General features: G+C 64.1%; 20 protein-coding genes. 14 read left to right on the top strand and 6 right to left on the bottom strand.

All coding sequences use genetic code 11. From position 1 onward, the window contains the following. Positions 1 to 192 precede the first annotated feature (192 nt). Both ACSX1C_RS19720 and ACSX1C_RS19715 read left to right on the top strand, forming a co-directional pair. Positions 193 to 2,550, top strand: coding sequence for a DUF1631 domain-containing protein (locus tag ACSX1C_RS19720; protein WP_439887528.1), 2,358 nt, complete (start codon positions 193 to 195; stop codon positions 2,548 to 2,550). A 10-nt stretch (positions 2,551 to 2,560) separates the two neighbouring features. Further along, the gene (locus ACSX1C_RS19715; RefSeq protein WP_439887527.1) at positions 2,561 to 2,893 is read left to right on the top strand and encodes a PilZ domain-containing protein; all 333 of its coding nucleotides are present in this window, start codon (positions 2,561 to 2,563) and stop codon (positions 2,891 to 2,893) included. A gap of 82 nt (positions 2,894 to 2,975) precedes the next feature. On the opposite strand, the gene clpB is transcribed toward ACSX1C_RS19715, so the two are convergent. From clpB to rluD, 3 genes are all read right to left on the bottom strand, one after another. Next, a complete protein-coding gene (gene clpB, locus ACSX1C_RS19710; RefSeq protein ID WP_439887526.1) occupies positions 2,976 to 5,540 on the bottom strand; it encodes an ATP-dependent chaperone ClpB in 2,565 nt (854 codons plus the stop codon). A 122-nt stretch (positions 5,541 to 5,662) separates the two neighbouring features. Next, positions 5,663 to 6,400, bottom strand: a complete 738-nt coding sequence (gene pgeF / locus ACSX1C_RS19705; protein ID WP_439887525.1) for a peptidoglycan editing factor PgeF — start codon at positions 6,398 to 6,400, stop codon at positions 5,663 to 5,665. Continuing rightward, the gene (rluD, locus tag ACSX1C_RS19700; protein WP_439887524.1) at positions 6,397 to 7,371 is read right to left on the bottom strand and encodes a 23S rRNA pseudouridine(1911/1915/1917) synthase RluD; all 975 of its coding nucleotides are present in this window, start codon (positions 7,369 to 7,371) and stop codon (positions 6,397 to 6,399) included. The genes pgeF and rluD overlap by 4 nt, the downstream gene beginning before the upstream one ends. 147 nt (positions 7,372 to 7,518) lie before the next feature. Between rluD and ACSX1C_RS19695 the strand changes: the two genes are divergently transcribed. After that, positions 7,519 to 8,511 carry an outer membrane protein assembly factor BamD gene (locus tag ACSX1C_RS19695; RefSeq protein ID WP_318643468.1) on the top strand — a complete coding sequence of 331 codons (993 nt, stop codon included), beginning with the start codon at positions 7,519 to 7,521 and terminating at the stop codon, positions 8,509 to 8,511. A 68-nt stretch (positions 8,512 to 8,579) separates the two neighbouring features. Here the strand turns inward: ACSX1C_RS19695 and ACSX1C_RS19690 are convergent, their stop codons facing one another. Then, complete coding sequence (locus ACSX1C_RS19690; RefSeq protein WP_439887523.1) at positions 8,580 to 10,211, bottom strand: NAD+ synthase; 1,632 nt, start codon at positions 10,209 to 10,211, stop codon at positions 8,580 to 8,582. Between the two features lie 179 nt (positions 10,212 to 10,390). Here ACSX1C_RS19690 and ACSX1C_RS19685 point away from each other — a divergent pair, with 179 nt between their 5' ends. The 3 genes from ACSX1C_RS19685 to ACSX1C_RS19675 are packed head-to-tail and all read left to right on the top strand — an operon-like array spanning position 10,391 to position 13,549. Beyond that, a complete protein-coding gene (locus ACSX1C_RS19685) occupies positions 10,391 to 10,627 on the top strand; it encodes a PP0621 family protein (RefSeq protein ID WP_318643472.1) in 237 nt (78 codons plus the stop codon). Further along, positions 10,617 to 12,209: a two-component system sensor histidine kinase NtrB gene (locus ACSX1C_RS19680; RefSeq protein ID WP_439887522.1), complete on the top strand. Its 1,593-nt coding sequence runs from the start codon at positions 10,617 to 10,619 to the stop codon at positions 12,207 to 12,209. The genes ACSX1C_RS19685 and ACSX1C_RS19680 overlap by 11 nt, the downstream gene beginning before the upstream one ends. A gap of 2 nt (positions 12,210 to 12,211) precedes the next feature. Continuing rightward, on the top strand, positions 12,212 to 13,549 hold the full coding sequence (locus tag ACSX1C_RS19675) for a sigma-54-dependent transcriptional regulator (protein WP_318643476.1): 1,338 nt from the start codon (positions 12,212 to 12,214) through the stop codon (positions 13,547 to 13,549). Positions 13,550 to 13,601: 52 nt separating this feature from the next. Here ACSX1C_RS19675 and thiO read toward each other — a convergent pair whose 3' ends face one another. After that, positions 13,602 to 14,711, bottom strand: coding sequence for a glycine oxidase ThiO (gene thiO / locus ACSX1C_RS19670; protein WP_439887521.1), 1,110 nt, complete (start codon positions 14,709 to 14,711; stop codon positions 13,602 to 13,604). 99 nt (positions 14,712 to 14,810) lie between these two features. Between thiO and ACSX1C_RS19665 the strand changes: the two genes are divergently transcribed. From ACSX1C_RS19665 to ACSX1C_RS19630, 8 genes are all read left to right on the top strand, one after another. Further along, positions 14,811 to 15,341, top strand: coding sequence for a GspH/FimT family pseudopilin (locus ACSX1C_RS19665; RefSeq protein WP_439887520.1), 531 nt, complete (start codon positions 14,811 to 14,813; stop codon positions 15,339 to 15,341). A gap of 90 nt (positions 15,342 to 15,431) precedes the next feature. Then, on the top strand, positions 15,432 to 15,938 hold the full coding sequence (locus ACSX1C_RS19660) for a GspH/FimT family pseudopilin (RefSeq protein WP_439887519.1): 507 nt from the start codon (positions 15,432 to 15,434) through the stop codon (positions 15,936 to 15,938). A 16-nt stretch (positions 15,939 to 15,954) separates the two neighbouring features. Further along, positions 15,955 to 16,518: a type IV pilus modification protein PilV gene (gene pilV, locus ACSX1C_RS19655; protein ID WP_439887518.1), complete on the top strand. Its 564-nt coding sequence runs from the start codon at positions 15,955 to 15,957 to the stop codon at positions 16,516 to 16,518. Further along, positions 16,515 to 17,351: a PilW family protein gene (locus ACSX1C_RS19650; RefSeq protein WP_439887517.1), complete on the top strand. Its 837-nt coding sequence runs from the start codon at positions 16,515 to 16,517 to the stop codon at positions 17,349 to 17,351. The genes pilV and ACSX1C_RS19650 overlap by 4 nt, the downstream gene beginning before the upstream one ends. Positions 17,352 to 17,358: 7 nt before the next feature. Then, entirely contained in the window at positions 17,359 to 17,889 is a 531-nt protein-coding gene (locus tag ACSX1C_RS19645; protein WP_439887516.1) for a pilus assembly PilX family protein, read from the top strand. Between the two features lie 10 nt (positions 17,890 to 17,899). Further along, on the top strand, positions 17,900 to 18,232 hold the full coding sequence (locus tag ACSX1C_RS19640) for a hypothetical protein (protein ID WP_439887515.1): 333 nt from the start codon (positions 17,900 to 17,902) through the stop codon (positions 18,230 to 18,232). 21 nt (positions 18,233 to 18,253) lie between these two features. After that, a complete protein-coding gene (locus ACSX1C_RS19635; protein ID WP_439887514.1) occupies positions 18,254 to 22,858 on the top strand; it encodes a PilC/PilY family type IV pilus protein in 4,605 nt (1,534 codons plus the stop codon). Continuing rightward, positions 22,858 to 23,286 (top strand): type IV pilin protein, encoded by a 429-nt coding sequence (locus ACSX1C_RS19630; RefSeq protein WP_439887513.1) that lies wholly within the window; start codon positions 22,858 to 22,860, stop codon positions 23,284 to 23,286. The genes ACSX1C_RS19635 and ACSX1C_RS19630 overlap by 1 nt, the downstream gene beginning before the upstream one ends. A 178-nt stretch (positions 23,287 to 23,464) precedes the next feature. Here the strand turns inward: ACSX1C_RS19630 and ispH are convergent, their stop codons facing one another. Then, positions 23,465 to 24,409, bottom strand: coding sequence for a 4-hydroxy-3-methylbut-2-enyl diphosphate reductase (gene ispH, locus ACSX1C_RS19625; RefSeq protein ID WP_439887512.1), 945 nt, complete (start codon positions 24,407 to 24,409; stop codon positions 23,465 to 23,467). Positions 24,410 to 24,441: the final 32 nt, after the last annotated feature.

The following is a 24,441-nucleotide window of genomic DNA, read 5'->3' as shown; positions in this document are numbered from 1 at the left end:
CTCCGCCGCGGCTGGCGACATCCATCGTTTACCGCTTCAGAGGCGCGCCATTTTACGGTTCCAGAACGCCCTGTCAACCCTTTAAAGTGCTTTTATGACAATGCTTTGCAGGTGAGAGAGGGGCTGCTATATCTTCTAGGACTCTGTTCGTTGCGGGACGCGCCAGCCGCAAGGCTTCTGCCAGGAAAATGCATGACTACCCAGGACACGCCGCCAGACTCCCCGCCCCCAGCACCGACCCTCGCCAGCCGCGGCATTCAGCCACGCTTCGGTGAGCTGGGACAGAATTGCCGGAAGCTGGTGATGAATCGCCTGGCCGAACACCTGACCGGCGTCTTCGGCCAGGTCGATGACACCCTGTTCGGCTGCGCGGAGAACGCCGAGAACAATCGAGTACAAACCCTGTTCTTCGACAGCATGCGCGAGATTCGCAAGCTGCGCCCGCAGATCGAGCGCGCCTACCACCAGAAAATTTCGCGCAACTTCTCCGACTTTCTCGACGGCAAGCTCAAGCCGCCAGCCAGCGCTGCCGAGGTCGACGCCGACCAGTTGGCCCTGGTGCAAAACGAGGACTACGAGGAAAGCCTGCAGGTCAGCAACATGGTCAGTCGCGTCAAGGCGAACTGCGCCCAGGTACTGTACGGCCTCGAGCAACGCCTGGCGCTGCTCAACCGCGGCAAGAAGCTTGGCGAAGACACCAACCCCTTCGGCCCGCTGATGATTGCCCAGGCCTTCCGCGAAGCCCTGGCGCCCTGCCCCTTCCCGCTGCGGATCAAGGTGATCCTCTACAGCCTGTTCGACCAGCATGTCATGCACAGCCTGGACAGCCTCTATGCAGCACTGAACCAGCTACTGATCGACGCGGGCGTGCTGCCCAATCTGAAATACGGCGCGCAACGCAATGACGCCACCGGGCGCCAGCACGCGCCGAACGGAGCGCCGGCGGCGCCAACGACGACGAAGACCGCCCCGGACCATCAGGGCGTCCCGGGCACCGCGCACGAAACCGGCGACCAGGGCGGGGCCGGCTTGCCCCCCCCTCCCGACCTCGACGGCCCGCCACCCGCGGACCCCGCCTTGCTGCTCAGCGGCCTCGGCGCACTACTCGGCGAGCGCCGCCGGCGCGACATCGACGCGCCCCTGCTCGGCGGTACCCGCAGCATCGCCAGTTTCGCGCCACGCGATGCCAGCCGTACCTACAGCGCCAACGACCTGCTCGAGGCGCTGAACCGCATGCAGCGCCAGTCCGCCGACGAGCTGGCGCAGCGCCTGCACCAGCCGCTCAAAGTCGAGGGCCTGAAGGTCGACCTGCAGCAGCAGTTGGCGGCCCACAGCCCCCAACCCGGGCAACACAGGCTGGCGGACCAGGAAGCCGATATCGTCGACCTGGTCGGCATGCTGTTCGACTTCATCCTGGACGACGAAAACCTGCCCGACAGCTGCAAGACCATCCTCTCTCACCTGCACACGCCCTACCTGAAGGTCGCCGTGCAAGACAAGGCGCTGTTCACCCAGCACCATCACCCCGCCCGCCGCCTGCTCAACAGCATGGCCCAGGCCGGCGTGCTGTATGGCGGCGAGGGCGACGAGCGCGGCCTGCTGGCGAAAATGCAGTGGGCGGTCGAACGGGTCATCCAGGACTTCGACGGCGACCTGCAGCTGTTCGGGCGCCTGCTGGAGGAGTTCGACGCATTCGTCGCGGCCCTCAAGCACAAGGTCGACCTGCGCGAGCGCCGCGCGATGGAGGCCGCCAAGGGCCGCGACAAGTTACTCGGCGCACGCCAGCAGGCCCTCGACATCATCGCCCGCAGCCTGCATGAGCGCGAGCCGCCGAGCATCATACGCAACTTCCTGGAGCTGACCTGGGCCGACGTACTGGTATTCACCCTCCTGCGCCACGGCGAACAGAGCGACGAATGGCAGCGCGCCTGCGAGGTAGCCGAGCAGCTGGCCTGGAGCGGCACCCTACTGGACGCCGCCGGGCGCGAGCGCCTGCAGGCTCTGCGCGTGCCCCTGCTGAGCGACCTGCGCCAGGGCCTGCAACAACTGGGCAGCTACCACGAGGAGGGCATTCGCCGCCTGCTGAAGGACCTGGTCGCCTGTCAGCATGCCGTGCAGGCCAAGCAACCGCAGGTTGCCGCCCAGCTCCCTCCCACACTGCCGGACAGCCCGCTCGGCGCCATGCTCGGCGAGGATGCCGAGCTCGCCCGCCTGGCCCCACAAGGAGCGGAGCTGTCGCCCCGCGCCCAGGTACTGGCCAATCAGCTGGCACACATCGAGTTCGGCACCTGGTTCGAGTTCACCGCCGATGCACAGGCCAGAGTATTGAAGCTGTCCTGGTTCAGCCCGACAACGCACAACTACATGTTCGTCGACCAGAGTGGCCAGCGCGCGGCGATCAAGCCACGCGCCCTGCTGGCCCGCGAAATGGAACAGGGGCTGGCGCGGATACTCTCCGAGGCCCACGACACGCCACTGGTCGACCGCGCCCTCTCCGCCATCTACCGCGTACTGCAGCGCTTTACCGGGCGCGCAAGCGAGTCCCACTAAAGGAGCCCCCATGGAAGATCGTCGTCAGCACAGCCGCCACGGCACCGAGCTGCAGCTGGAGGTCTTCGAGCTGCACTCCGGCCAGCGCCTCGGCCGCGTGGTGGACCTCTCCGCCGAAGGCTTCATGCTGTTCAGCGACACACCACAGACGGCCGATGTGCTGGTGGAGTGCCGCCTGGTCAGCGAGCAGGAGATCGAAGGGGTCGGCGAGATCACCCTGGGCGCAGACTGCCTATGGAGCCGCCCCGGGGCGGACGGCCAGCACTGCTGGGCCGGTTTTCATATCATCGATCTGGCGGAAGACCAGGCCGCGGCGCTGGCATTGCTGCTGCAACACCTCTGAGCGGCGCCCCCCCCTAACGGCGCCGCACCACTACTGTGGTGCAGCGCACTGACGCGCACCTCCGGCGGAGGCGCCAGCCGGTTCAGGCAAAGACGATCTCCTCGCCCTCCACCTTCGCACTCACGCTACTGCCGGGCGCAAACCGGCCGGAGAGAATCAGCTGTGCCAGCGGGTTCTCCACCCAGCGCTGGATCGCGCGCTTCAGCGGGCGGGCACCGTATACCGGGTCGTAGCCCACGGCGATCAGCTTGTCCAGGGCCTCCTCGGAGAGCTCCAGGCTCAGCTCGCGCTCGGCGAGCCGCTGACGCAAGCGGCCCAGCTGGATCTGCGCAATGCCGGCGATCTGCTCGCGGGCCAGGGGCTCGAACACCACCACCTCGTCGATGCGGTTGACGAACTCCGGACGGAAATGGCTGCCCACCGCGTCCATCACCGCCGCCCGCTGCGCGTCGCGGTCGCCGACCAGCTCCTGGATCTGCGCCGAACCGAGGTTGGAGGTCATCACCAGCACGCAGTTCTTGAAGTCGACGGTGCGTCCGTGGCTGTCGGTCAGGCGGCCGTCCTCGAGCACCTGCAGGAGGATGTTGAATACATCCGGGTGCGCCTTCTCCACCTCGTCCAGCAGCACCACCGAGTAAGGCTTGCGGCGCACCGCCTCGGTCAGGTAGCCGCCCTCTTCGTAGCCGACGTAGCCGGGCGGCGCGCCGATCAGCCGCGCCACCGAATGCTTCTCCATGAACTCGGACATATCGATGCGCACCAGCGCCTCCTCGGTATCGAAGAGGAACTCGGCCAGGGCCTTGCACAGCTCGGTCTTGCCCACCCCGGTCGGACCGAGGAACAGGAAGGAGCCGCTGGGCCGGTTCGGGTCCGACAGCCCGGCGCGGGAGCGACGCACCGCATTGGCCACGGCGACCACCGCCTCGTCCTGGCCGATCACCCGCTGGTGCAACAGGCCCTCCATCTTCAGCAGCTTGTCGCGCTCGCCCTCGAGCATCTTGGCCACCGGGATGCCGGTCCACTTGGACACCACCTCGGCGATCTCCTCCTCGGTGACCTTGCTGCGCAGCAGTTGGTTCTCGGTCTTGCCGTGCTGATCGACCATCTGCAGGCTGCGCTCCAGGTCCGGAATCACGCCGTATTGCAGTTCCGCCATGCGATTGAGGTCGCCCTTGCGCCGCGCCGCCTCGAGTTCCTGACGGGCCTGCTCGATCTTCTCCTGGATCTGCGCGGAACCCTGCACCTCGGCCTTCTCCGACTTCCAGATATCCTCCAGGTCGGCGTACTCGCGCTCCAACCGGGCGATGTCCTCGTTGAGCTTGGCCAGACGCTTGATCGCCGCCTCGTCGTCCTCCTTCTTCAGGGCCTGGGCCTCGACCTTGAGCTGGATCATCCTGCGCTCCAGGCGGTCGAGCACCTCGGGCTTGGAGTCGATCTCCATGCGGATGCGACTGGCGGCCTCGTCGACCAGGTCGATGGCCTTGTCCGGCAGCTGGCGGTCGGTGATGTAGCGGTGGCTGAGCTTGGCGGCGGCGATGATCGCGCCGTCGGTGATGGCCACCTTGTGGTGCACCTCGTAGCGCTCCTTGAGGCCGCGCAGGATGGCGATGGTGTCCTCCTCGCTGGGCTCGTCCACCAGCACCTTCTGGAAGCGCCGCTCCAGGGCGGCGTCCTTCTCGATGTACTGGCGGTACTCGTCCAGGGTGGTGGCGCCGACGCAGTGCAGCTCGCCACGGGCCAGGGACGGCTTGAGCATGTTGCCGGCATCCATGGCCCCCTCGGCCTTGCCGGCGCCGACCATGGTATGCAGCTCGTCGATGAACAGGATGATCCGCCCTTCCTGCTTGGCCAGTTCGTTGAGCACCGCCTTGAGGCGCTCCTCGAACTCGCCGCGGAATTTGGCCCCGGCGATCAGCGCGCCCATGTCCAGGGCCAACAGGCGCTTGTCCCTGAGGCCGTCGGGCACCTCGCCGTTGACGATGCGCTGGGCCAGGCCCTCGGCGATGGCGGTCTTGCCCACCCCGGGCTCGCCGATCAGCACCGGGTTGTTCTTGGTACGCCGCTGCAACACCTGGATGGTGCGGCGGATCTCGTCGTCGCGGCCGATCACCGGGTCGAGCTTGCCCTCCTCGGCGCGCTTGGTCAGGTCGATGCAGTACTTGTCCAGGGCCTGGCGCGCCTCCTCGGCATTGGGGTCGTTCACCGCATCGCCGCCGCGCAGGTTGGCGATGGCGTTCTCCAATGCCTTCTTGCTCACGCCCTGACCGAGCAGCAGCTTGCCGAGCCTGGTGTTCTCGTCCATGGCGGCGAGCAGCACCAGTTCGCTGGAGATGAACTGGTCGCCCTTCTGCTGGGACAGGCGGTCGGCCTGGTTGAGCAGGCGCGCCAGGTCCTGGGACAGGTTCACATCCCCGGTCGGGTTCTGGATCTTGGCCAGCTGGTCCAGCTCCTTGGTCAGGGCCTTGCGCAGACCGGCCACGTCGAAACCCACCTGCATCAGCAGCGGCCTGATCGAGCCGCCCTGCTGGTCGAGCAGGGCCTGCATCAGGTGCAGCGGCTCGATGGCCGCATGGTCGAGGCCGACGGCCAGGGACTGGGCGTCGGACAGGGCGAGCTGCAACTTGCTGGTCAAACGGTCGATTCGCATGGCGTCATCCTTTGTTCGATGGGCAGGCCGGCACGCCGAAGAGGCCGGAGAAAATGCCTGCCGAGATGAAGACTAGATAAGGACGATTGTGCGACTTTCAAGCCGCACGGCCTTGACCCGGATCAGTCGGCCAGCCAGATCAGCGAGGCGAAGCGGCCGGTACGCGGGGCGCGGCGGTAGGAGAAGAAGCATGGATCGCGGTAGGTGTCCAGGCCGCCACCGTAGACGGCGGTCACCCCGCGGGCCGCCAGGCGGATGCGCGCCAGCCGGTAGATGTCGGCGAGAAAGCGCCCGGCGTTGGCACTGGGCACAAAGGCGACCGCGGCCTGGGGGTGGGCCGCGACGAAGGCCGCGCGCACCTCGGCGCCGACCTCGAAGCTCTGCGGCCCGATGGCCGGGCCGAGCCACACCAGCACCTCGTCCGGCGCACAACCCAGGGCGTCCAGGGTCGCCTCCAGCACCCCGGCCGCCAAGCCGCGCCAGCCGGCATGGGCCGCCGCCACGCGGCTGCCGGCGCGATCGCAGAACAGCGCGGGCAGGCAATCGGCGGTCATCACGGTGCAGGCAACGCTCGGCGTCGCGCTCCAGCTGGCGTCGGCCTCGGACAGGGCCCCAGGGTCGGCAGCGGCTACGGCGATGCCGTGCACCTGGCGCAGCCAGGCCGGCCGGCAGCCGAGCTCCGCGACCAGGCGCCGACGGTTCTCGGCGACGGCAACAGGATCGTCCTCGACGTGCTCACCGAGGTTGAGGCTGTCGAAAGGCGACTGGCTGACGCCGCCGCTGCGCGTGGTGACACAGGCCCTGACCCGTGCCGGCGCGGGCCAGTCCGGGGTCAGCCAGTCATGGCCCCGGGCGCTCACCCGATGAAGGCCTCGCGATCCTGACGCAACAGGCTCAGCAACCAGACCAGATCGTCCGGCAACGGCGACTCCCACTTCATACGCTTGCCGGTGACCGGGTGATCCAGCTCGAGGAAGCGCGCATGCAGGGCCTGGCGCGGAAACTCCTTCAAACTCTGCACCAGGGTCGGGCTGGCCGCCGGCGGGATGCGGAAGCGTCCGGCGTAGACCGGGTCGCCCACCAGCGGATAGCCGATATGGCTCATGTGCACGCGGATCTGGTGGGTGCGCCCGGTTTCCAGCTTGACCCGGGCATGGGTGTGCGAGCGGAAGCGCTCCAGCACCCGGTAGTGACTGACCGCCGGCTTGCCACCGTCGGTCACCGCCATGCGCTGGCGCTGCGCCGAGCTGCGGCCGATCGGCGCAGCGATCTTGCCACCGGCGGTGATCACGCCGATCACCACGCACTCGTAGATGCGGCTGACCGTGCGCTTCTGCAGCTGGTCGACCAGTTGGGTCTGCGCCTGGAGGGTCTTGGCCACCACCATCAGGCCGGTGGTGTCCTTGTCCAGGCGATGGACGATGCCGGCGCGCGGCACGTTGACGATATCCGGCACGTGGTGCAGCAGGGCATTGAGCAGGGTGCCGTCGGCATGCCCGGCGGCCGGGTGCACCACCAGGCCGGCGGGCTTGTTGATCACCAGCAGCTGGTCGTCCTCGTAGACGATGTCCAGCTCGATGTCCTGGGCGACCCACTCGCCCTGGGCCTCCTGCTCGGCATCCAGCACCAGCTGCGCACCGCCGTGGACGATGTCGCGCGGCCGCAGCACCGCGCCGTCGACGGTCAGACGGCCTTCCTTGATCCAGGCGGACAGGCGCGAGCGCGAGTGCTCGGCGAACAGTTGGGCGGCGACCTGGTCGAGGCGTTGCCCGCCCAGATCGAACGGCACCTCGGCGGTCAAATGAATGGCCTGCTTATTGATAGAAGACATGCTCGGCAACGGCGGGGGTGCAGCCTTTGGTTTCGGCTACACGCTTGTGGTTAAATACGGCGTCTTTGCCCCAGGGCTACCGGGGGCGCTCATCATAACAGGACGGCTTTGCGCAAGACAGCCGCCGTCACAGGGACGCAAGCCGCCATGCACGTGAAACACCTGCTGCTGATCGCCATCCTCGCCCTCACCGCCGCCTGCTCCTCCAACGAGGTGGTCGACGAAAATCTGAGCGAGACCGAGCTGTACCAGCAGGCCCAGACCGACCTGGACAGCCGCAGCTATAGCAGCGCCATCAGCAAGCTCAAGGCCCTGGAGTCGCGCTACCCCTTCGGCCGCTACGCCGAACAGGCGCAGCTGGAACTGATCTACGCCTACTACAAGAACGTCGAGCCGGAAGCGGCACGTTCCGCTGCCGAACGCTTCATCCGCCTGCACCCGCAGCACCCGAACGTCGACTACGCCTACTACCTCAAGGGCCTGGCCGCCTTCGACCAGGACCGCGGCCTGCTGGCGCGCTTCCTGCCGCTGGACATGACCAAGCGCGACCCGGGCGCCGCCCGCGACTCCTACAACGAGTTCGCCCAGCTCACCAGCCGCTACCCGACCAGCCGCTACGCGCCGGACGCCAAGCAGCGCATGATCTACCTGCGCAATCTGCTGGCCGCCTACGAGATCCACGTCGCCCACTACTACCTGACCCGCCAGGCCTATGTCGCCGCCGCCAACCGCGGCCGCTACGTGGTGGAGAACTTCCAGGAAACCCCGGCGGTCGGCGACGGCCTGGCGGTGATGACCGAGGCCTACCAGCGCCTGACCCTGGACGAGCTGGCCGCCACCAGCCTGGAGACCCTCAAGCTCAACTACCCGGACCACCCGAGCCTGGTCGACGGCCAGTTCGTGCCGCGCGAGGAAGAGGCCGACAGCCGCTCCTGGCTGGCCAAGGCCACCCTGGGCCTGATCGAGAGCGACACCCCGCTGCCGCCGGGCGAGACCCGCGCCAGCCAGGACGTGATCCGCCAGTACGAAGACGCCGAGCAGCAGATCCCCGACGAACTCAAGTCGCCGCAACAGGAAGCGGCCGAGGCGGAAAAGGGACGCTCCTGGTTCAGCTACCTGACCTTCGGCCTGTTCGACTGACGGCGCCGAGCCGCAACGAAAAAGGGAGGCCTCTGGCCTCCCTTTTTCATGGGTGCTGTTCGCCCCCCTCAGTCGCCGATGCGCCAGCCCGAGGTGATCGGATAACGCCGGTCGCGACCGAAACCGCGCTGGGTCACCCGCACCCCGACCGCCGCCTGGCGCCGCTTGTACTCGTTCAGGTCGACCAGGCGCAGCACCCGGCGCACCGTGTCCTCGTCGAACCCCTCGGCGATGATGGCGTTGGCCGACAGGTCGTGCTCGATATACAGCTTGAGGATCTCGTCGAGCACCGGGTAGGGCGGCAGGGAATCCTCGTCCTTCTGGTCCGGCGCCAGTTCGGCCGACGGCGGCCGGTCGATGACCCGCTGCGGGATCACCGCACCCAGGGTATTGCGGTACTCGCACAGGCGGAACACCAGGGTCTTGGGCACATCCTTGAGCACGTCGAAACCGCCGGCCATGTCGCCGTACAGGGTCGCGTAACCGACCGCCATCTCGCTCTTGTTGCCGGTGGTCAGCACCAGGTAGCCCTTCTTGTTGGAGATGGCCATCAGCAGGGTGCCGCGGCAGCGGGCCTGCAGGTTCTCCTCGGTGGTGTCGCGGCCCAGGCCCTCGAACACCGGCGCCAGGGTGGCCATGAAGGACTCGACCATGGGCGCGATCGGCAGCACCCGGTAGGTCACGCCCAGCGCCTCGGCCTCGGCCTCGGCGTCCTCCAGGCTGATCTGCGCGGTGTAGCGGTAGGGCATCATCACCGCCTCGACATGCTGGGCGCCCAGGGCATCCACCGCCACCGCCAGGGTCAGGGCCGAGTCGATGCCGCCGGACAGGCCCAGCACCACGCCCTTGAAACCGTTCTTGCGCACATAGTCGCGCACGCCCATGACCAGGGCCTGGTAGACACTGGCCTCCAGCTCCGGCAGCGGCGCGCAGGTGGCCAGACGCGGGACGACGCCGTCATCGCCGAGCCGCAGGTCGACCGGATACAGGCCCTCGTCGAAGGCGCCGACCCGCTGGCACACCGCGCCGCCGGCATCGACCACGCAGCTGCCGCCGTCGAACACCAGCTCGTCCTGGCCGCCGACCTGGTTGACGTAGACGATCGGCATCGCCCCTTCGCGGGCCCGCTCGGCCAGCACTTCCTCGCGCTCGCGCTGCTTGTCCAAATGGAAGGGCGAGGCGTTCAGGCTCAGCATCAGCTGCGCCCCCGCTACCCGCGCCTGGGCCATGGGCTCGGCGAACCATATGTCCTCGCAGATGCTCAGCGCCACCGGCACACCCTTGATGTCCACCACGCAGGGCTGATGGCCGGGCTCGAAGTAGCGCTTCTCGTCGAACACCCGGTAGTTGGGCAACTTCTGCTTGTAATAGCTGGCCAGCAACTGGCCGTCGGCGATCACCGCACAGGCGTTGTAACGCAGCTCATCCTCCAGCCAGGGGTAGCCGACCACCAGATAGATACCGTGCACCTGGTCCTGCAGGCGCTGCAGCGCCTGCTCGATGCGCAGCTGCATGCTCGAACGCAGCAGCAGGTCCTCCGGCGGGTAGCCGCACAGGGCCAGCTCGGGAAACACGATAACATCGGCCTGCCACTGATCGCGGGCGCCACAGGCCGCCTCGATGATCCGCTCGACGTTGCCGTGCACGTCGCCGACGCGCACGTTCAACTGGGCCATCACGACACGCAGGGTTTGGCTCATGGCCGTCTCCACAGCAAGATAATTCCACCCGCGCCGCCGGATATCGACGACGCCACCGCACTGGACGCCATTGTCCCGCATCGCCACCCGCGGAAACAATGCACAGCATCGGCTTTGGCCGCTGGGCGGCATCGACGTCCTTGGCTAAACTGCCAGGCCCTACTGGAGAAGAGAGCGTTATGGGCCTGTTTCGCCTGTTGATCCTGATCGCCATCGTCGCCGCCGCGTTCTGGCTCTGGCGCCGCTTTATCCGCCCCCCACAACGCTCCGAACGCACCGACAACAAACCCGCGCCCATGGTGCGCTGTGCTCAATGCGGCGTGCATGTGCCCCGCGAGCACGCGCTCAATCAGGATGAGCACTGGTACTGCAGCCGGGCCCATCTGCAACAAGGCCCAAAATCCGGTGAACGCTGAGTCCCTCCCTCTCGGCGGGGTCCAGGGCCGACGCATCCTGCGGCTCTATCACCTGTACCGCCTGGCGATCGGCCTGGTACTGGTCCTGTTGATCTCCAGCGACCTGGACAGCGAGCTGCTGGACCTGGCCCATCCGGGCCTGTTCCGCAATGGCAGCTGGTTCTACCTGATCCTGAATACCCTGGTGGCGGTGATGGTGCAGCGGCCACGCAGCCTGATCCAGGTGTTCAGCCTGGCCCTGGTCGATGTGATCCTGCTGTCCGGCCTGTTCTATGCCGCCGGCGGCACCCCCAGCGGCATCGGCACGCTGCTGATCGTCGCGGTGGCCATCGCCAATATCATGCTGCGCGGGCGCATCGGCCTGCTGATCGCCGCCGTCGCCGCCATCGGCCTGATCTACCTGACCTTCTACCTCAGCCTCAGCCGCCCGGCGGCAACCGCCCAGTACGTGCAGGTCGGCGCCCTGGGCGCGCTGTGCTTCGCCGCCGCCCTGTTCGTCCAGGGCATCACCAAGCGCCTGCACGCCAGCGAAAGCCTGGCCGAGCAGCGCGCCGCCGACGTCGCCAGCCTCGAGGCCCTCAACGCCCTGATCCTGCAGCGCATGCGCACCGGCATCCTGGTACTGGATGACCAGCACCGGGTGCTCCTGGCCAACCAGGGTGCCTTGAGCCTGCTCGGCTGCGCGGCCCTGGCCGGCAAGATACTCGACCCGCACTGCCCGGAGCTGGTCAAGCGCCTGCAACACTGGCAGGACAACCCGACCCTGCGCCCGGCCAACCTGCAGGCCCTGGCCGATGGCCCGGTGCTGCAGCCCAGCTTCATTCCCCTGCAGCGCGGCGAGCAACGCGAGACCCTGGTGTTCCTCGACGACATCTCCCAGGTCGCGCAACAGGCGCAACAGCTCAAGCTCGCCTCCCTGGGCCGGCTGACCGCGGGTATCGCCCATGAGATCCGCAACCCGCTCGGCGCGATCAGCCACGCCGCGCAGCTGCTGCAGGAGTCGGAAGACCTGCAGGGCCCGGACCAGCGTCTGGCGCAGATCATCCAGGACCACTCGCGGCGGATGAACCTGGTGATCGAGAACGTCCTGCAGCTGTCGCGCCGGCGCCAGGCCGAGCCCCAGCTGCTCGACCTCAAATACTGGCTGCACCGCTTCGCCAGCGAGTTCCGCAGCTCGGCTTCGCCCGGCAAGACGCTGCACGTGGAGACCCAGGCCGGCACCATCCAGACCCGCATGGACCCGCACCAGCTGACCCAGGTACTGACCAACCTGGTGCAAAACGGCCTGCGCTACAGCGCCCGCCAGCACCGCCAGGGACAGGTCTGGCTCAAGCTGTTCCGCGACCCGGCCAGCGAGCTGCCGGTGCTCGAGGTGCTGGACGACGGACCGGGCGTGCCGGCCGAGCAACTGCAGCACATCTTCGAGCCCTTCTACACCACCGAGAACAAGGGCACCGGCCTGGGCCTGTATATTTCCCGCGAGCTGTGCGAAAGCAACCAGGCCCGCCTCGACTACAAATCCCGCGAGGGCGGCGGCAGCTGCTTTCGCATCACCTTTGCCCACCCGCGCAAGCTGAGTTGACCATGAACCGCCAGAGAGCCCTGATCGTCGACGACGAGCCCGATATCCGCGAACTGCTGGAGATCACCCTAGGCCGGATGAAGCTCGACACCCGCAGCGCCCGCAACGTCAAGGAGGCGCGCGACTGGCTGGCCAAGGAGCCGTTCGACCTGTGCCTGACCGACATGCGCCTGCCCGACGGCACCGGGCTGGAGCTGGTGCAATACATCCAACAGCGCCACCCGCAGGTACCGGTGGCGATGATCACCGCCTACGGCAGCCTGGACACCGCGATCAACGCGCTCAAGGCCGGGGCCTTCGACTTCCTGACCAAGCCGGTGGACCTGGGCCGCCTGCGCGAGTTGGTCGCCACCGCCCTGCGCCTGCGCACCACCGAGGGCGAAAACACGCCGGTGGACAGCCGCCTGCTCGGCGACTCACCGCCGATGCAGACACTGCGCAAGCAGATCCTCAAGCTCGCCCGCAGTCAGGCGCCGGTGTATATCAGCGGCGAGTCCGGCAGCGGCAAGGAGCTGGTCGCCCGCCTGATCCACGAACAGGGGCCGCGCAGCGAGCAGCCCTTCGTTCCGGTCAACTGCGGCGCCATCCCCTCGGAGCTGATGGAGAGTGAGTTCTTCGGCCACAAGAAAGGCAGCTTCACCGGCGCCGTAGAGGACAAGCAGGGGCTGTTCCAGGCCGCCAACGGCGGCACCCTGTTCCTCGACGAGGTCGCCGACCTGCCGCTGCCGATGCAGGTCAAGCTGCTGCGGGCGATCCAGGAGAAGGCCGTGCGCGCGGTCGGTGGCCAGCAGGAGGCGGTGGTCGATGTGCGCATCCTCTGCGCCACCCACAAGGACCTGGCCGCGGAAGTGGCCGCCGAACGCTTCCGCCAGGACCTCTACTACCGCCTCAACGTCATCGAGCTACGCGTGCCGCCGCTACGCGAGCGCCGCGAAGACATCGCCCAACTGGCCACGGCCATGCTCAAGCGCCTGGCCGCAGACACCGGCCTGAGCCTCGCCCAACTCGAGACCGAGGCCCTGGAGAAGCTCAAGAGCTACCGCTTCCCCGGCAACGTGCGCGAGCTGGAGAACATGCTCGAACGCGCCTACACCCTGTGCGAGGACGACCGCATCAGCGCCAGCGACCTGCGTCTGAGCGATGCCTGCAGTCCCGGCGAGAACGGCGAGGCCAGCCTGGCGCAAATCGACAACCTGGAAGACCACCTGGAAGACATCGAGCGCAAGCTGATCATGCAGGCGCTCGAAGAAACCCGCTGGAACCGCACCGCCGCCGCCCAGCGCCTGGGCCTGACCTTCCGCTCGATGCGCTACCGGCTGAAGAAGCTGGGGATCGATTGAGGCCTCTGCCCCGTTGAGGCGCCGGGCGGCAGTCCCGCGAGGCCTCAACCCGTCAGCGCAAACGCCCTGCCGGCGCATAGGGAGCGGGGTCGATGATCGGCGTGCGCCCCAGCAACAGGTCGGCCAAGAGTTGGCAGGATGCCGGGGCCAGCACCAGGCCGTTGCGATAATGGCCGCAGTTCAGCCACAGCCCTTCATACCCGGGCACCGGACCAATAAAGGGTATCCCTTCCGGCGAACCCGGACGCAGGCCCGCCCAATGCCCCACCACCTCAGCACCTGCCAGCGCTGGCAACAAGCTCTCGGCAGAAGCCTTGAGGCTGGCCAGGGCCGCCTCGGTGGGGGTCTTGTCGAAACCTGCATGTTCCAGCGTACTGCCGATCAGAATGTGGCCGTCGCGCCGTGGAATCGCGTAACGCCCCTTGGCTAACACCATACTCGGCAAAAAATCCTCGGCACATTTGTACAGAATCATCTGCCCCTTCACCGGCGCCACCGGCAACTCGATGCCCAGCCCCTTGAGCAGCTCGCCACTCCAGGCGCCGGCTGCGACCACCACATGGTCTCCACGGACCTCACCTGCAGTCGTATTCACCCCTACTATCCGACTCGCTTCGCAGGCAAAACCCGTCACTTCGCACTGTTCATGCAGGGTAACGTTCGACAGTTTGAGCAACGCCGTGCGTAGCGCCTTGACCAGACGCGGGTTGCGCACATTGGCCACGCCAAGCATCTGCACCGCATGGCTAAACCCCCGCGCCAGAGCCGGAACCCCTTTGTACACGGCATTCATCTCGACCTGCCGCAAGGGACGCCCTTCGCGCCCAGCCCAGGCCAACGCCTCGGCCTCATCCTCGAGATCCAGCCAGTACAAACCGGTGACATGCACCTCGGGATCGATACCGGTCTCGGACAGCAACTGATCGCCTAAGCGCGGATAGAAATCCTGGGACCAATGGGCAAGCGCGGTGACCGCCGGGCTGTAGCGCCAGGGATAGAGCGGTGAAACGATGCCGCCACCGGCCCAGGAGGACTCTTGGCCGGCTTCTGCTCGCTCGATCAGCACCACCTCTGCGCCCTGCGTCGCCAGATTCAACGCCGTGAGCAACCCCATCGCACCACCGCCAACCACACAAGCTCGCATCATTCGCACGCATTCCATCGTCAAATACTTACATAACAACACTGCATTAGGCCCAGGCGCATTCTCGACAGAGCGCCACAATAATTGAGCCCGAAAGGAAGCAGTCAGGTGTTCAGGATGAACGTCAATACATCTAGTGGAGTATCTCTGGTCGAGATGCTAGCGACTCTCGCCGTAGTCACAGCTTTGAGCTTCAGCGTTTCCCCCCTCGCCAGCCTGCTTGTCAAGCAACAACTTATCAACACTCAGAGCGAACTACGACTTCTGGTAAGCCGTGCCAGACATGATGCGCTTTCCTACAGGGAGCGCATCACAATCTGTTCACTGGCAGATGACGGCAACTGCCAAAGCCAATGGGCCGACAACATAACGGTTTTTTTCGACCCAAACGGAAACCGGAGGATCGACCCTGGTGAACAGGCTATCAATCGGATTGACGTCGATGCTCGCCTCTTGCTGAGCTGGCGCGGAATGAAGCCAACGAACTCCATTCACTTCAACGCCATGGGACATACCTTCGTCAGCAACGGGACCTTTACCCTATGCCACCCGACCGTTCAACAGAGCTTGAGCCTGATCATCAGCCGTCAGGGGCGCACTCGATCTGCCAAGATCGAACAACCTTGCACGAAAAGCCCAACCACTTAGTCCCGCTATTCGGCCAGCCATCCAAGGAAACTTGAATAGCCGAGTCCTGCACACCAGCATCAGCATGGAAGATTATCCGTGAGATACCCCATGCGTAGCGTCAAAGGATTCACCCTCATTGAACTTATGATCTCCATCGCTCTTCTGGGGGTCATTGTCAGCCTTGCAGCACCTGCCATGGGCGACTTCGTCATTCGCCAACGAGTCAGTGGACAGGCCAGCGAGCTGATGCTGGCGATGAGTTTTGCTCGGGCAGAAGCCGCCAAACGCAACGCCAACATCGTGGTGCTACCTGCAACGAACAGCACCACCGGGTGGAGTGATGGCTGGTGCGTGGGCCCGGAATCCATGATCAACTGCACGCACAATGATCGCCTGCGCTCCTTTTCCGGAGCCTCTTCTGTAGCCATCACCAGCGACTTTCTGGCGTCCAATCCAAAGCTGACCTTCAAACGCGACGGCACCGTTATAAGCAACCGCCCCTTTACCGTCACATCCCCCCGCCTCAAGGCGACCGGCAATGACGCCCGCTGCATCGACCTCAGTCTCCAGGGGCGCCCAAGCCTCAGAAAAGTCCCACGTGATACTGCGTGCTAACAGCCAGGAACCTGCAATGCTCAACCACAGCCATTCGCAAATGGGCAGTTCACTGATCGAGGTACTCGTCACGCTGCTCGTATTTACAGTCGGCATGCTCGGCTTGGCGGCCTTGCAGTTGAATGCCCTGCAAGGCGCAACAGACAGCGCCCAACGCTCCCAGACCACCTGGATTCTGCAGGACATCGCCGAGCGCATACGCGCTAACCCGGAAGGCACCGCGGGGGATTACGCGACTGCCCCCGATTGCACTGCCGCGCCGGCCACCATGTGCGCCGACCACTATAGCCCTCAAGGTGGTGCCAAGGTAAACGCCGCAAACTGCACCGCCAGCCAGATGGCCGCCTTCGACCGCTGGGAGGCACAGTGCAGTTATGCCAGTGTCGCCCCCTTCAACGGCATCAGCGGGCGCTATACGAGTCGTGACTTCGTCAACGCGCCAGCTGCTGGTGCCTCCCTGACCCTAACCAATGCCAACAATGTCCTGACCATCAAAGGGCATTGGCTGAGCAAGGCGGAAAGCGCCAAGGGTTCCGGCGCGAAAACATCCGAAACTACCGAGCTGAAGGTGCAGAGATGACTGACCCCCGCAAGCTGCGCCAACTTCAAGCCGGCTTTTCAATCGTAGAGCTGATGGTCGCCCTGGTTCTGGGACTGCTACTCATGACCGGCATCATTCAGGTGTTCCTGTCCAGCCGGCAAACCTACGCGGCCAATGAAGCCATAGGCCGCATGCAGGAGAACGGCCGGTTCGCCCTCGAGTTCATTTCCCGTAGCGCCCGCAATGCCGGCTACGTAGAGCCCATTTACCTGGGCGATAAGCCGCAGCCAATCGCAGCGACATCCTGCACCGGGCTGCCCGGCACAACACCGGCCACCGTGTGCTCGACCGAAGGCGGTGGTAGCGTTTCGGACAGTATCGGCTTCGTCATGCAACCGCCGATAATCGACGGCAAACGGCGCGATTGCGGCGGTAACGAGGTCGTCGGCAATGATCAGTTGGTCATCAACCACTTCGCGATCATACCGGCCACGGCCAGTGCTCCGGCAGCCCTGGGTTGTCGCGCCTGGCGTTACAACTCGGCAACCGGACAATGGAACGCGGGGCCTAACCTGCAAGCATTGGTCGACGGCATTGATCGCCTGCAGGTTCTGTATGGCATCGATACAAGCGGCGATTCTCGCAGTGCTAATCAGTATGTCTCAGCCAACCGGGTCACCAACTGGAACCGAGTCCGTTCAGTACGAATAGCCGTACTCGCCAACTCCATTGACCCGGTCACCCCGCCGCCGGCCAACAACCTTCAGTACGTTTTGCTCGATGCTACACCGCTGACTCTGGCGAACCTTGGCTCCGACAACCGAGCCCGACAGATTTTCACCACCACCATCCAGCTCAAGAACACCGACTGAGGCCATCATGACCCGACGCTCACTAAGTTTTGCGCAAGCGCAAGTTGGAGCGACCCTGATCGTCGCGCTGGTGTTCCTGCTCATCCTGACGATGGCCGGCGTAACCGCCATGCGCTTTTCAACCTTCGAGGAGCGCATGGCCAGCAACACCCAACTGCGCAACCAGACCTTCCAGCAGGCCCAGAGCGAACTACGCGCGCAGTTGCTGGCATTCAACGCCAACCAGGCCAACATAGATCCCTTGCTGCAGGCAATGGGTAAGGGCGTGGCCCCCCGCCAACCCGCAGATTTACTCGCCGACCCGACGCTCGCCTCGTTGCCGACTACGACACTCCTACCGATCAAAATAACTCCGAAAATGAGCAACATAAACGCGGATAAAAACACCGTGCGCTTCACCCAGGACAAAATCTGCGACGACGGTTCGAGCGTCGAGAAGTTTGTCTGTATCAGCTACGAGATGAACACCACCGCAGAGCTAGCTGGCGGCACTTACTCTTGGCAGTCCCAAGGCATCACCTTCCAGAACAACAAGTGAGGCAACCAACATGAAAGCCATTATCTCAGTATTGACATGCCTCCTGACCTTAACTCTTTCGGCACATGCCGAGGAAGCCAGTTCTGAACGACTAGAGGAGGCCATTGAAGTAGAGCACTTCATTGTCAACTGGAGTCCATCAGGCGAGAACCTCGGCCGCGTCATCGTCTATCGCTGCCAGGAGTGCGCCCCCGAGATCATGACGTTCGGTGCCGACACTCAACTGGTTATTGATGAGCAGCCACGCCCCATCGAACAGATCGGCACCAAGGCAGACTGGTCGGGACTGATTACCGTCACCAACCATGCCCCGAACAAGATCATCAAGTTCACTATTTACTAGGTCAGGGACTGGAGACTTGCCATGAAGATATTTAAGCCAGTTGCCATCGGCGTCGGTGCATTTATTTACAGCCTGCTGTCGCTCCAAGCAGCCCTCGGGGACGATACAGAGATCTACGTTCCTAAAGACCTGCCGGCAGATCAACAGGTCCCTCCGAACATATTGTTCGTACTCGACTCCTCCGGCTCGATGGGTTCCCAAGTTCCAAACACCGGGGGTAAAACGCGCAACCAAGTCATGAAGGAGGTTGTGAATAATCTGATCGACGAACTCAAGGCCAAGGAAAACGTCAGGGTCGGCTTTATGCGCTTCGACGGCAATGATGGCGGTTACGTGATCAGCCCCCTACAACGCCTAACCAACACCAATGCCAGTGCAGTCAAAACGGTCGTTAACGCTATCCCGGCCTCCGGCAATACCCCACTTCTGGAAACCTACTACGAGTCGTACCTGTATATGACGGGTAGTAATCGCAAATGGGGCGACAAAAGCGTTTCCGCATCACGTTCCGGTGAAAAGTACATCACCCCGGTCGAGCATAGCTGCCAAAAGTCCCACATCATTTACCTGACAGACGGCGCCCCCACTCAGGACACCGCCTCTAACGCGGCTGTTCGCACCTTGGTCAACGGGAAGAATATTAGTTATCCCAGCTCAACCTGTGGCAATGGTAATGGCGCCTGCCTGCCCCACCTGGCCGAATATATGTCCAGCCAGGACCTGTACCCGGCCCCGACGCCCTTTTCTGACCCGACCAACCGTGAGCAAACGGTGACTTCGCACTTCGTCGGTTTCACGGTCGATCTTCCATTGCTGAAAAACGCCGCCGATGCAGGTGGCGGCAAGTACTACACCTCTGACAACGTGTCCGGGCTCACCGATGCCCTTAAAGAGATCGTCGTCGACATCACGGCGGAGAACACCACCTTCGCCGCCCCCAGCGTGGCGGTAAGTGCCTTCAACAATCTGGGCTATCGCAACGACCTGTACTATGCCCTGTTCCGCCCCGCCGAAGGCGCACGCTGGCCTGGCAACGTCAAGCGTTACAAACTGACTAAAGACAGCAGCGGTAACCCACTGATCGTCGACAAGAACGGCAATGCGGCAATAGATAGCAGCACCGGTTTCTTCAGGGACAACGCCTCCAGCTTCTGGTCTTCCGTCGACGGCCAAGACGTCTCTAAAGGCGGCGTAGCTGGACGGCTACTCGATCCAGACAGCCGCAAGCTTCTGACCTGGACCGCCGCCGACAGAACTCCGACGGCCAGCAACGGTGTTACCGACTCCGCGGCCCTCGACGCCACCGCTCATCGAGTGCTCGATAGCAACGGCGCGGTAACCCAGGGGATGCTCGGCGCCACCAACAGCACCGAACGCAGCAGCTTCATCAACTGGGCCCGTGGCAAGAACGCCAATGGCACGGCACGCCTAGCTGTCGGCGATGTGTTGCACAACGAGCCCAGGCTTGTCGCCTACACCACCGACGAAGACCTGGTCCGGGTGAGCAATTCGCAGAAACCGCAATCCGATCCAGACTACCAGGCCTCACCAGAACAGCTGTATATGTTCTTCGGCTCCAACGAAGGCTTTATCCATGCCATCGACCCGACCAACGGCGCGGAAAAGTTCGCCTTTATCCCCAAGGAGCTACTGGGCAACCCTGGCGCCTACTTGAAGGACGCCAAGGGCTCAGGGACCAAGAAGTACGGCATGGACGGTCAGATCAATTTATGGACCGAGTACGGCTCCCTCAACACCACCAATAAAACCCGCTCGATTTCCAAGGCCTACCTCTACGCTGGCATGCGACGCGGCGGTAGCAACTACTACGCCCTGGACGTCACCAACATTGATGCGCCTCGGCTGAAATGGGTAATCAAGGGGCCGGCCCAGACCAAACTGGCCAACGGCTCCTATGTCAATGCCACGACCGGATTCACGCCCGGCTATGAAAAGCTCGGCCAGACCTTCTCGACGCCGAAACTGGCCAAGATCAAACTCAATGGTGTCAGCACCAAGGTATTGGTCTTTACCGGTGGTTATGATCTGGATCAGGACAACGTCGGCACCAATGCCCCGAAGAACGACGATATTGGCAACGGCCTGTTCATTGCCGATGCCGACACCGGAAAGCTGATCTGGCGCGCCGGCAACGTCGGCGACACCACGGCCAATCTGCAGGTGGCCAACATGACCAATAGCATGCCGGCTGACCCGACCATCGTCGACGTCGATGGCGATGGACTCGTCGACATCATCTATGCCTCGGACCTGCGCGGCCAGGTGTTCCGCTTCGACTTCAACAGTGCCAACACCGGCGCCAACGCCATTGGTGCCGATGCCTTCGCCACCGGTGGCCGCATCGCCAGTCTGGCCGGCACAACTGCGGCGGACAACCGTCGTTTCTTCACCGCCCCAGATGTCGCGCTGCTGCGCGAGCGCGGCGGCAAGACCTACTTCACCATCTCGCTGGGCTCGGGCTTCCGCGAAAGCCCACTCAACGAAGACACCAATGATCGTTTCTATGTACTGCGCGATTTCAACGTAATCACTAGGCCCGGCAGCTACACCAGCATCGTTGAAGGCGACTTGGTCGATGTATCCAGCGTCAACCTGACGGATGCTCAGGCCACACAGATACTCAGCGACATCGCCGCCCTCGAAGCCCAGATGGCTGCACTCAATCAGGGGCTCAAGGACGCCCAGGATAACTTCACGGCCTACAAGGCCGGCATCGGCCACACCGCCAAACAGAACGCAGCGATACAGGCATACAGCGACGCCAACGCCAGACAGAAGCAGATCGACTCCATTCTGGCGAACGACCCGTACCTGGCAGAGCATGCACCCAATACGCGTCAACAGAGCATCCTCCAGGACAGCGTGACCCGTGCACATGACGTACTGGCCGCGGTCGAGCAGGCCCGCGCGGAGGCGCAGGCTACTGCCGACAGCACCGACGCCGTCGCACTCACGACCGCTGCCGATGACGCCGAAACCGCCTTGAGTGACGCCACCACAGCCTACAACGCCGCGCAGACGACTGCCGACACCGACGCCGCGACAGCCGCCCAGGCCCAGCAAGACAAGCAGGCGGCCGATCAGGCACTGGCCGATCAGGACACCCTGATTCAGGGCAAAGAGGCGGATAGGGATCAGAAGAAGGCCGATTGGGTGGCTGCAGGGAGCCCGGGGTCAGGTACTGAATTCGACGCGTACAATCAGGCCGAAGCAGACCTGCTGCAGGCACAGAATGATCGCGCGCCCCTGCAACAGACCGCGGACAGTGCCAACCAGAACTACCTGACAGCCCAGAGCACGGCAGATAGCTCCGCGGCGGATGCCGCCAGCAAGCAAGCGATCAGGGACTCGGCCACCACCGCCCGAGACGACGCGGTGCTGGCGCGTGACAATGCACTTCGGGACGACTCCGCAGCGGCCAACCTGGCAACTCAACGCGATCGCATGGCCCTGGAATATGAAAAACTGATCAACCTGCAGTACGCCGTGGATTCCGCCTATGGCCAAGTCCTCAGCAAGGAGGATCAGATCATCGCCGCCAAGGCCGATCCCAGCTACCCCTCCGACCAGATCCCAGCACTGGAAGCCGAGCTCACGACGCTCAGGCAGAATTACGCCGACAGCTCATACGTGAACAAGCGTACCGAACTCAACAGCGCCACCCCGCCACAGGTCGTCGTCCGCCTCGATGAAGTCAACGATGCGCTTGCCAGCGGTGATGCCACGGCAATCGCAGCGGCTCTTCAGACGGCACTAGACGCGCTGGAAAGCAGCATCGGCCTTGCCGGTTCGCCGACGCTCAGCACCAGCGAGCTTTTGGCCAGGGAGGAGGCAAGCAAGCGTGACGCCTTGCTTCAGACGGCCAACAACGAGGCCAGCACCCTGGCAGTTATCGACGCCCTGGCGGCCGAACGTGACGGCTTCACCAGCACAGGCAAGGGATATCAGGACGAAGCCGATACCCTGGCAGCCAAGGCCTACGACCATGACAGCGGACTACTCTCGGACGCGCAATATGCCGAAGCCCAGCTGCTGGCCGCTCCCGATTTGCTGGCCTATTTCGACGCCTATCAATTCCTCATCGACAAGGCCCTGGCTAAAGCCAGTGATCCAGACACAGGCCTTCCCGCTCTACGCATCAAGATCAACGAAAAATACGCTCAGCTGACGCCCGGCAACAGCTATACACCCAACATGGCTCTGCTGGATGCGAGCAAGGGCTTCTATTTGCGCTTGCCGAAGGGAGAAAAGGTGCTCTCCACCTCGATTTCCTTCCGCGGCACGGTGCTGTTCAGCTCCTTCAGCCCCCGCGGCCAAGCCGTTTCGGCCTGTGGATCGGACGTGGGTCGGGGCCGGACCTACGCTCTAAGTTTGCGGGACGCCAGCGCAGTGTTCACTGAGACGGTCAGTGGCACCAAGACACCGGTTCGTAGTTTCGACCTGCAGCGCTCGGGCATCCCAGCGTCTCCCGCAGTCCTTATCGGAGGAGATGGCGCCCCTACCATTGTGACCGGCACCGAGGTGCTCGATCCAGACTGCGTCGACGGCGTAGAGCTCTGTCGAGCCGGCGATGCCGTAAAAGCCACTTACTGGAGAGAAAATTGATGACCCAAAGAGGCTTCAGCCTGATTGAGCTCATGATTGCGGTAGCAATCGTCGGCATTCTTGCCGCGATTGCCTACCCGAGCTACCAGAGCTATGTACTTAAGTCGGGGCGCTCCGACGGCCAGGCCAAGCTGATGGAAATCCTGCAAGCGCAGGAGCGCTTCTTTTCGCAAAACCAGACCTATGTCACCAATCTAGGCGCAGGTGGCCTGGGCTATGGTGTGGCGGCAGATGCGGCAGTTCCTTCGAACGAGGGACGCTACACCATCAGCGCCCAGGCCTGCGGTGGCGGCATCGCCGACTGCGTGCAGTTAACCGCTACGCGAGCAGGCGCACAGGCGAACGATACCCAATGCGGAAACCTATCATTGGACAGCCGAGGCACCAAAGGTGAAACAGGCACACTGACCGTACAGGACTGTTGGTAACCAGAGTCCAGCCAAGACTGCCCCTACAATACCAGCCAGCTAATAAGCCCAAAAAGAATGCCCGTAACAGTTGTTACGGGCATTCTTCTTTGGGAGGCAATTGCAGTTTTCCTAGTCCCAATCGATAAATTGTCACTCTGACGCAACAGCATCCCCCACCGAGCGACTCGGGAATGAGTCAGATAGCCTTCACCCGCAGCTCCTTCGGCATGGAAAAGGTCACATTCTCCAAGCGCCCCTCCAACTCGCTCTCCCCTTTCGCCCCCCAGGCCTGCAGCTGGCTGACCACGCCGCGCACCAGCACTTCCGGCGCCGAGGCGCCGGCGGTGATGCCGATGCCGGAAACGCCATCGAACCACTCTCGCTTGAGGTCTTCGGCGCCGTCGATCAGGTAGGCCGGGGTGCCCATGCGTTCGGCCAGCTCGCGCAGGCGGTTGGAGTTGGAGCTGTTGGGGCTGCCGACTACCAGCAGCACGTCGCACTCGGCGGCCAGCTGCTTGACCGCGTCCTGGCGGTTCTGGGTGGCGTAGCAGATGTCGTCCTTGCGCGGGCCGCCGATGTCGGGATACTTGCGGCGCAGGGCGTCGATCACCTTGCTGGTGTCATCCATCGACAGGGTGGTCTGGGTGACGAAGGCCAGGGCCTGCGGGTTGCGCACCTGCAGGCGCTGCACGTCCGCCTCGTCCTCCACCAGGTAGATGGCGCCGCCGTTGCTGGCGTCGTACTGGCCCATGGTGCCCTCGACCTCCGGGTGCCCGGCGTGGCCGATGAGGATGCACTCGCGGCCTTCGCGGCTGTAGCGCACCACTTCCATGTGCACCTTGGTGACCAGCGGGCAGGTGGCGTCGAACACCTTCAGGCCGCGCCGCTCGGCCTCGTTGCGCACCGCCTGGGACACGCCGTGGGCGCTGAAGATGACGATGACGTCGTCCGGCACCTGGTCCAGCTCCTCGACGAACACCGCGCCGCGGGCGCGCAGGTCCTCGACCACGAACTTGTTGTGCACCACCTCGTGGCGCACGTAGATCGGCGGGCCGAACACCTCCAGGGCTCGATTGACGATCTCGATGGCGCGATCGACGCCGGCGCAGAAGCCGCGAGGGTTGGCGAGTTTGATGTGCATGGGCGTGAATCTCGGCGCGAAGCGGGAATAGG

This window comes from Pseudomonas sp. MBLB4123 (assembly GCF_051904775.1).
In the GTDB taxonomy this organism is placed as follows: domain Bacteria; phylum Pseudomonadota; class Gammaproteobacteria; order Pseudomonadales; family Pseudomonadaceae; genus Aquipseudomonas; species Aquipseudomonas benzenivorans_B.
This window is presented reverse-complemented; position numbering and strand designations above follow the sequence as displayed.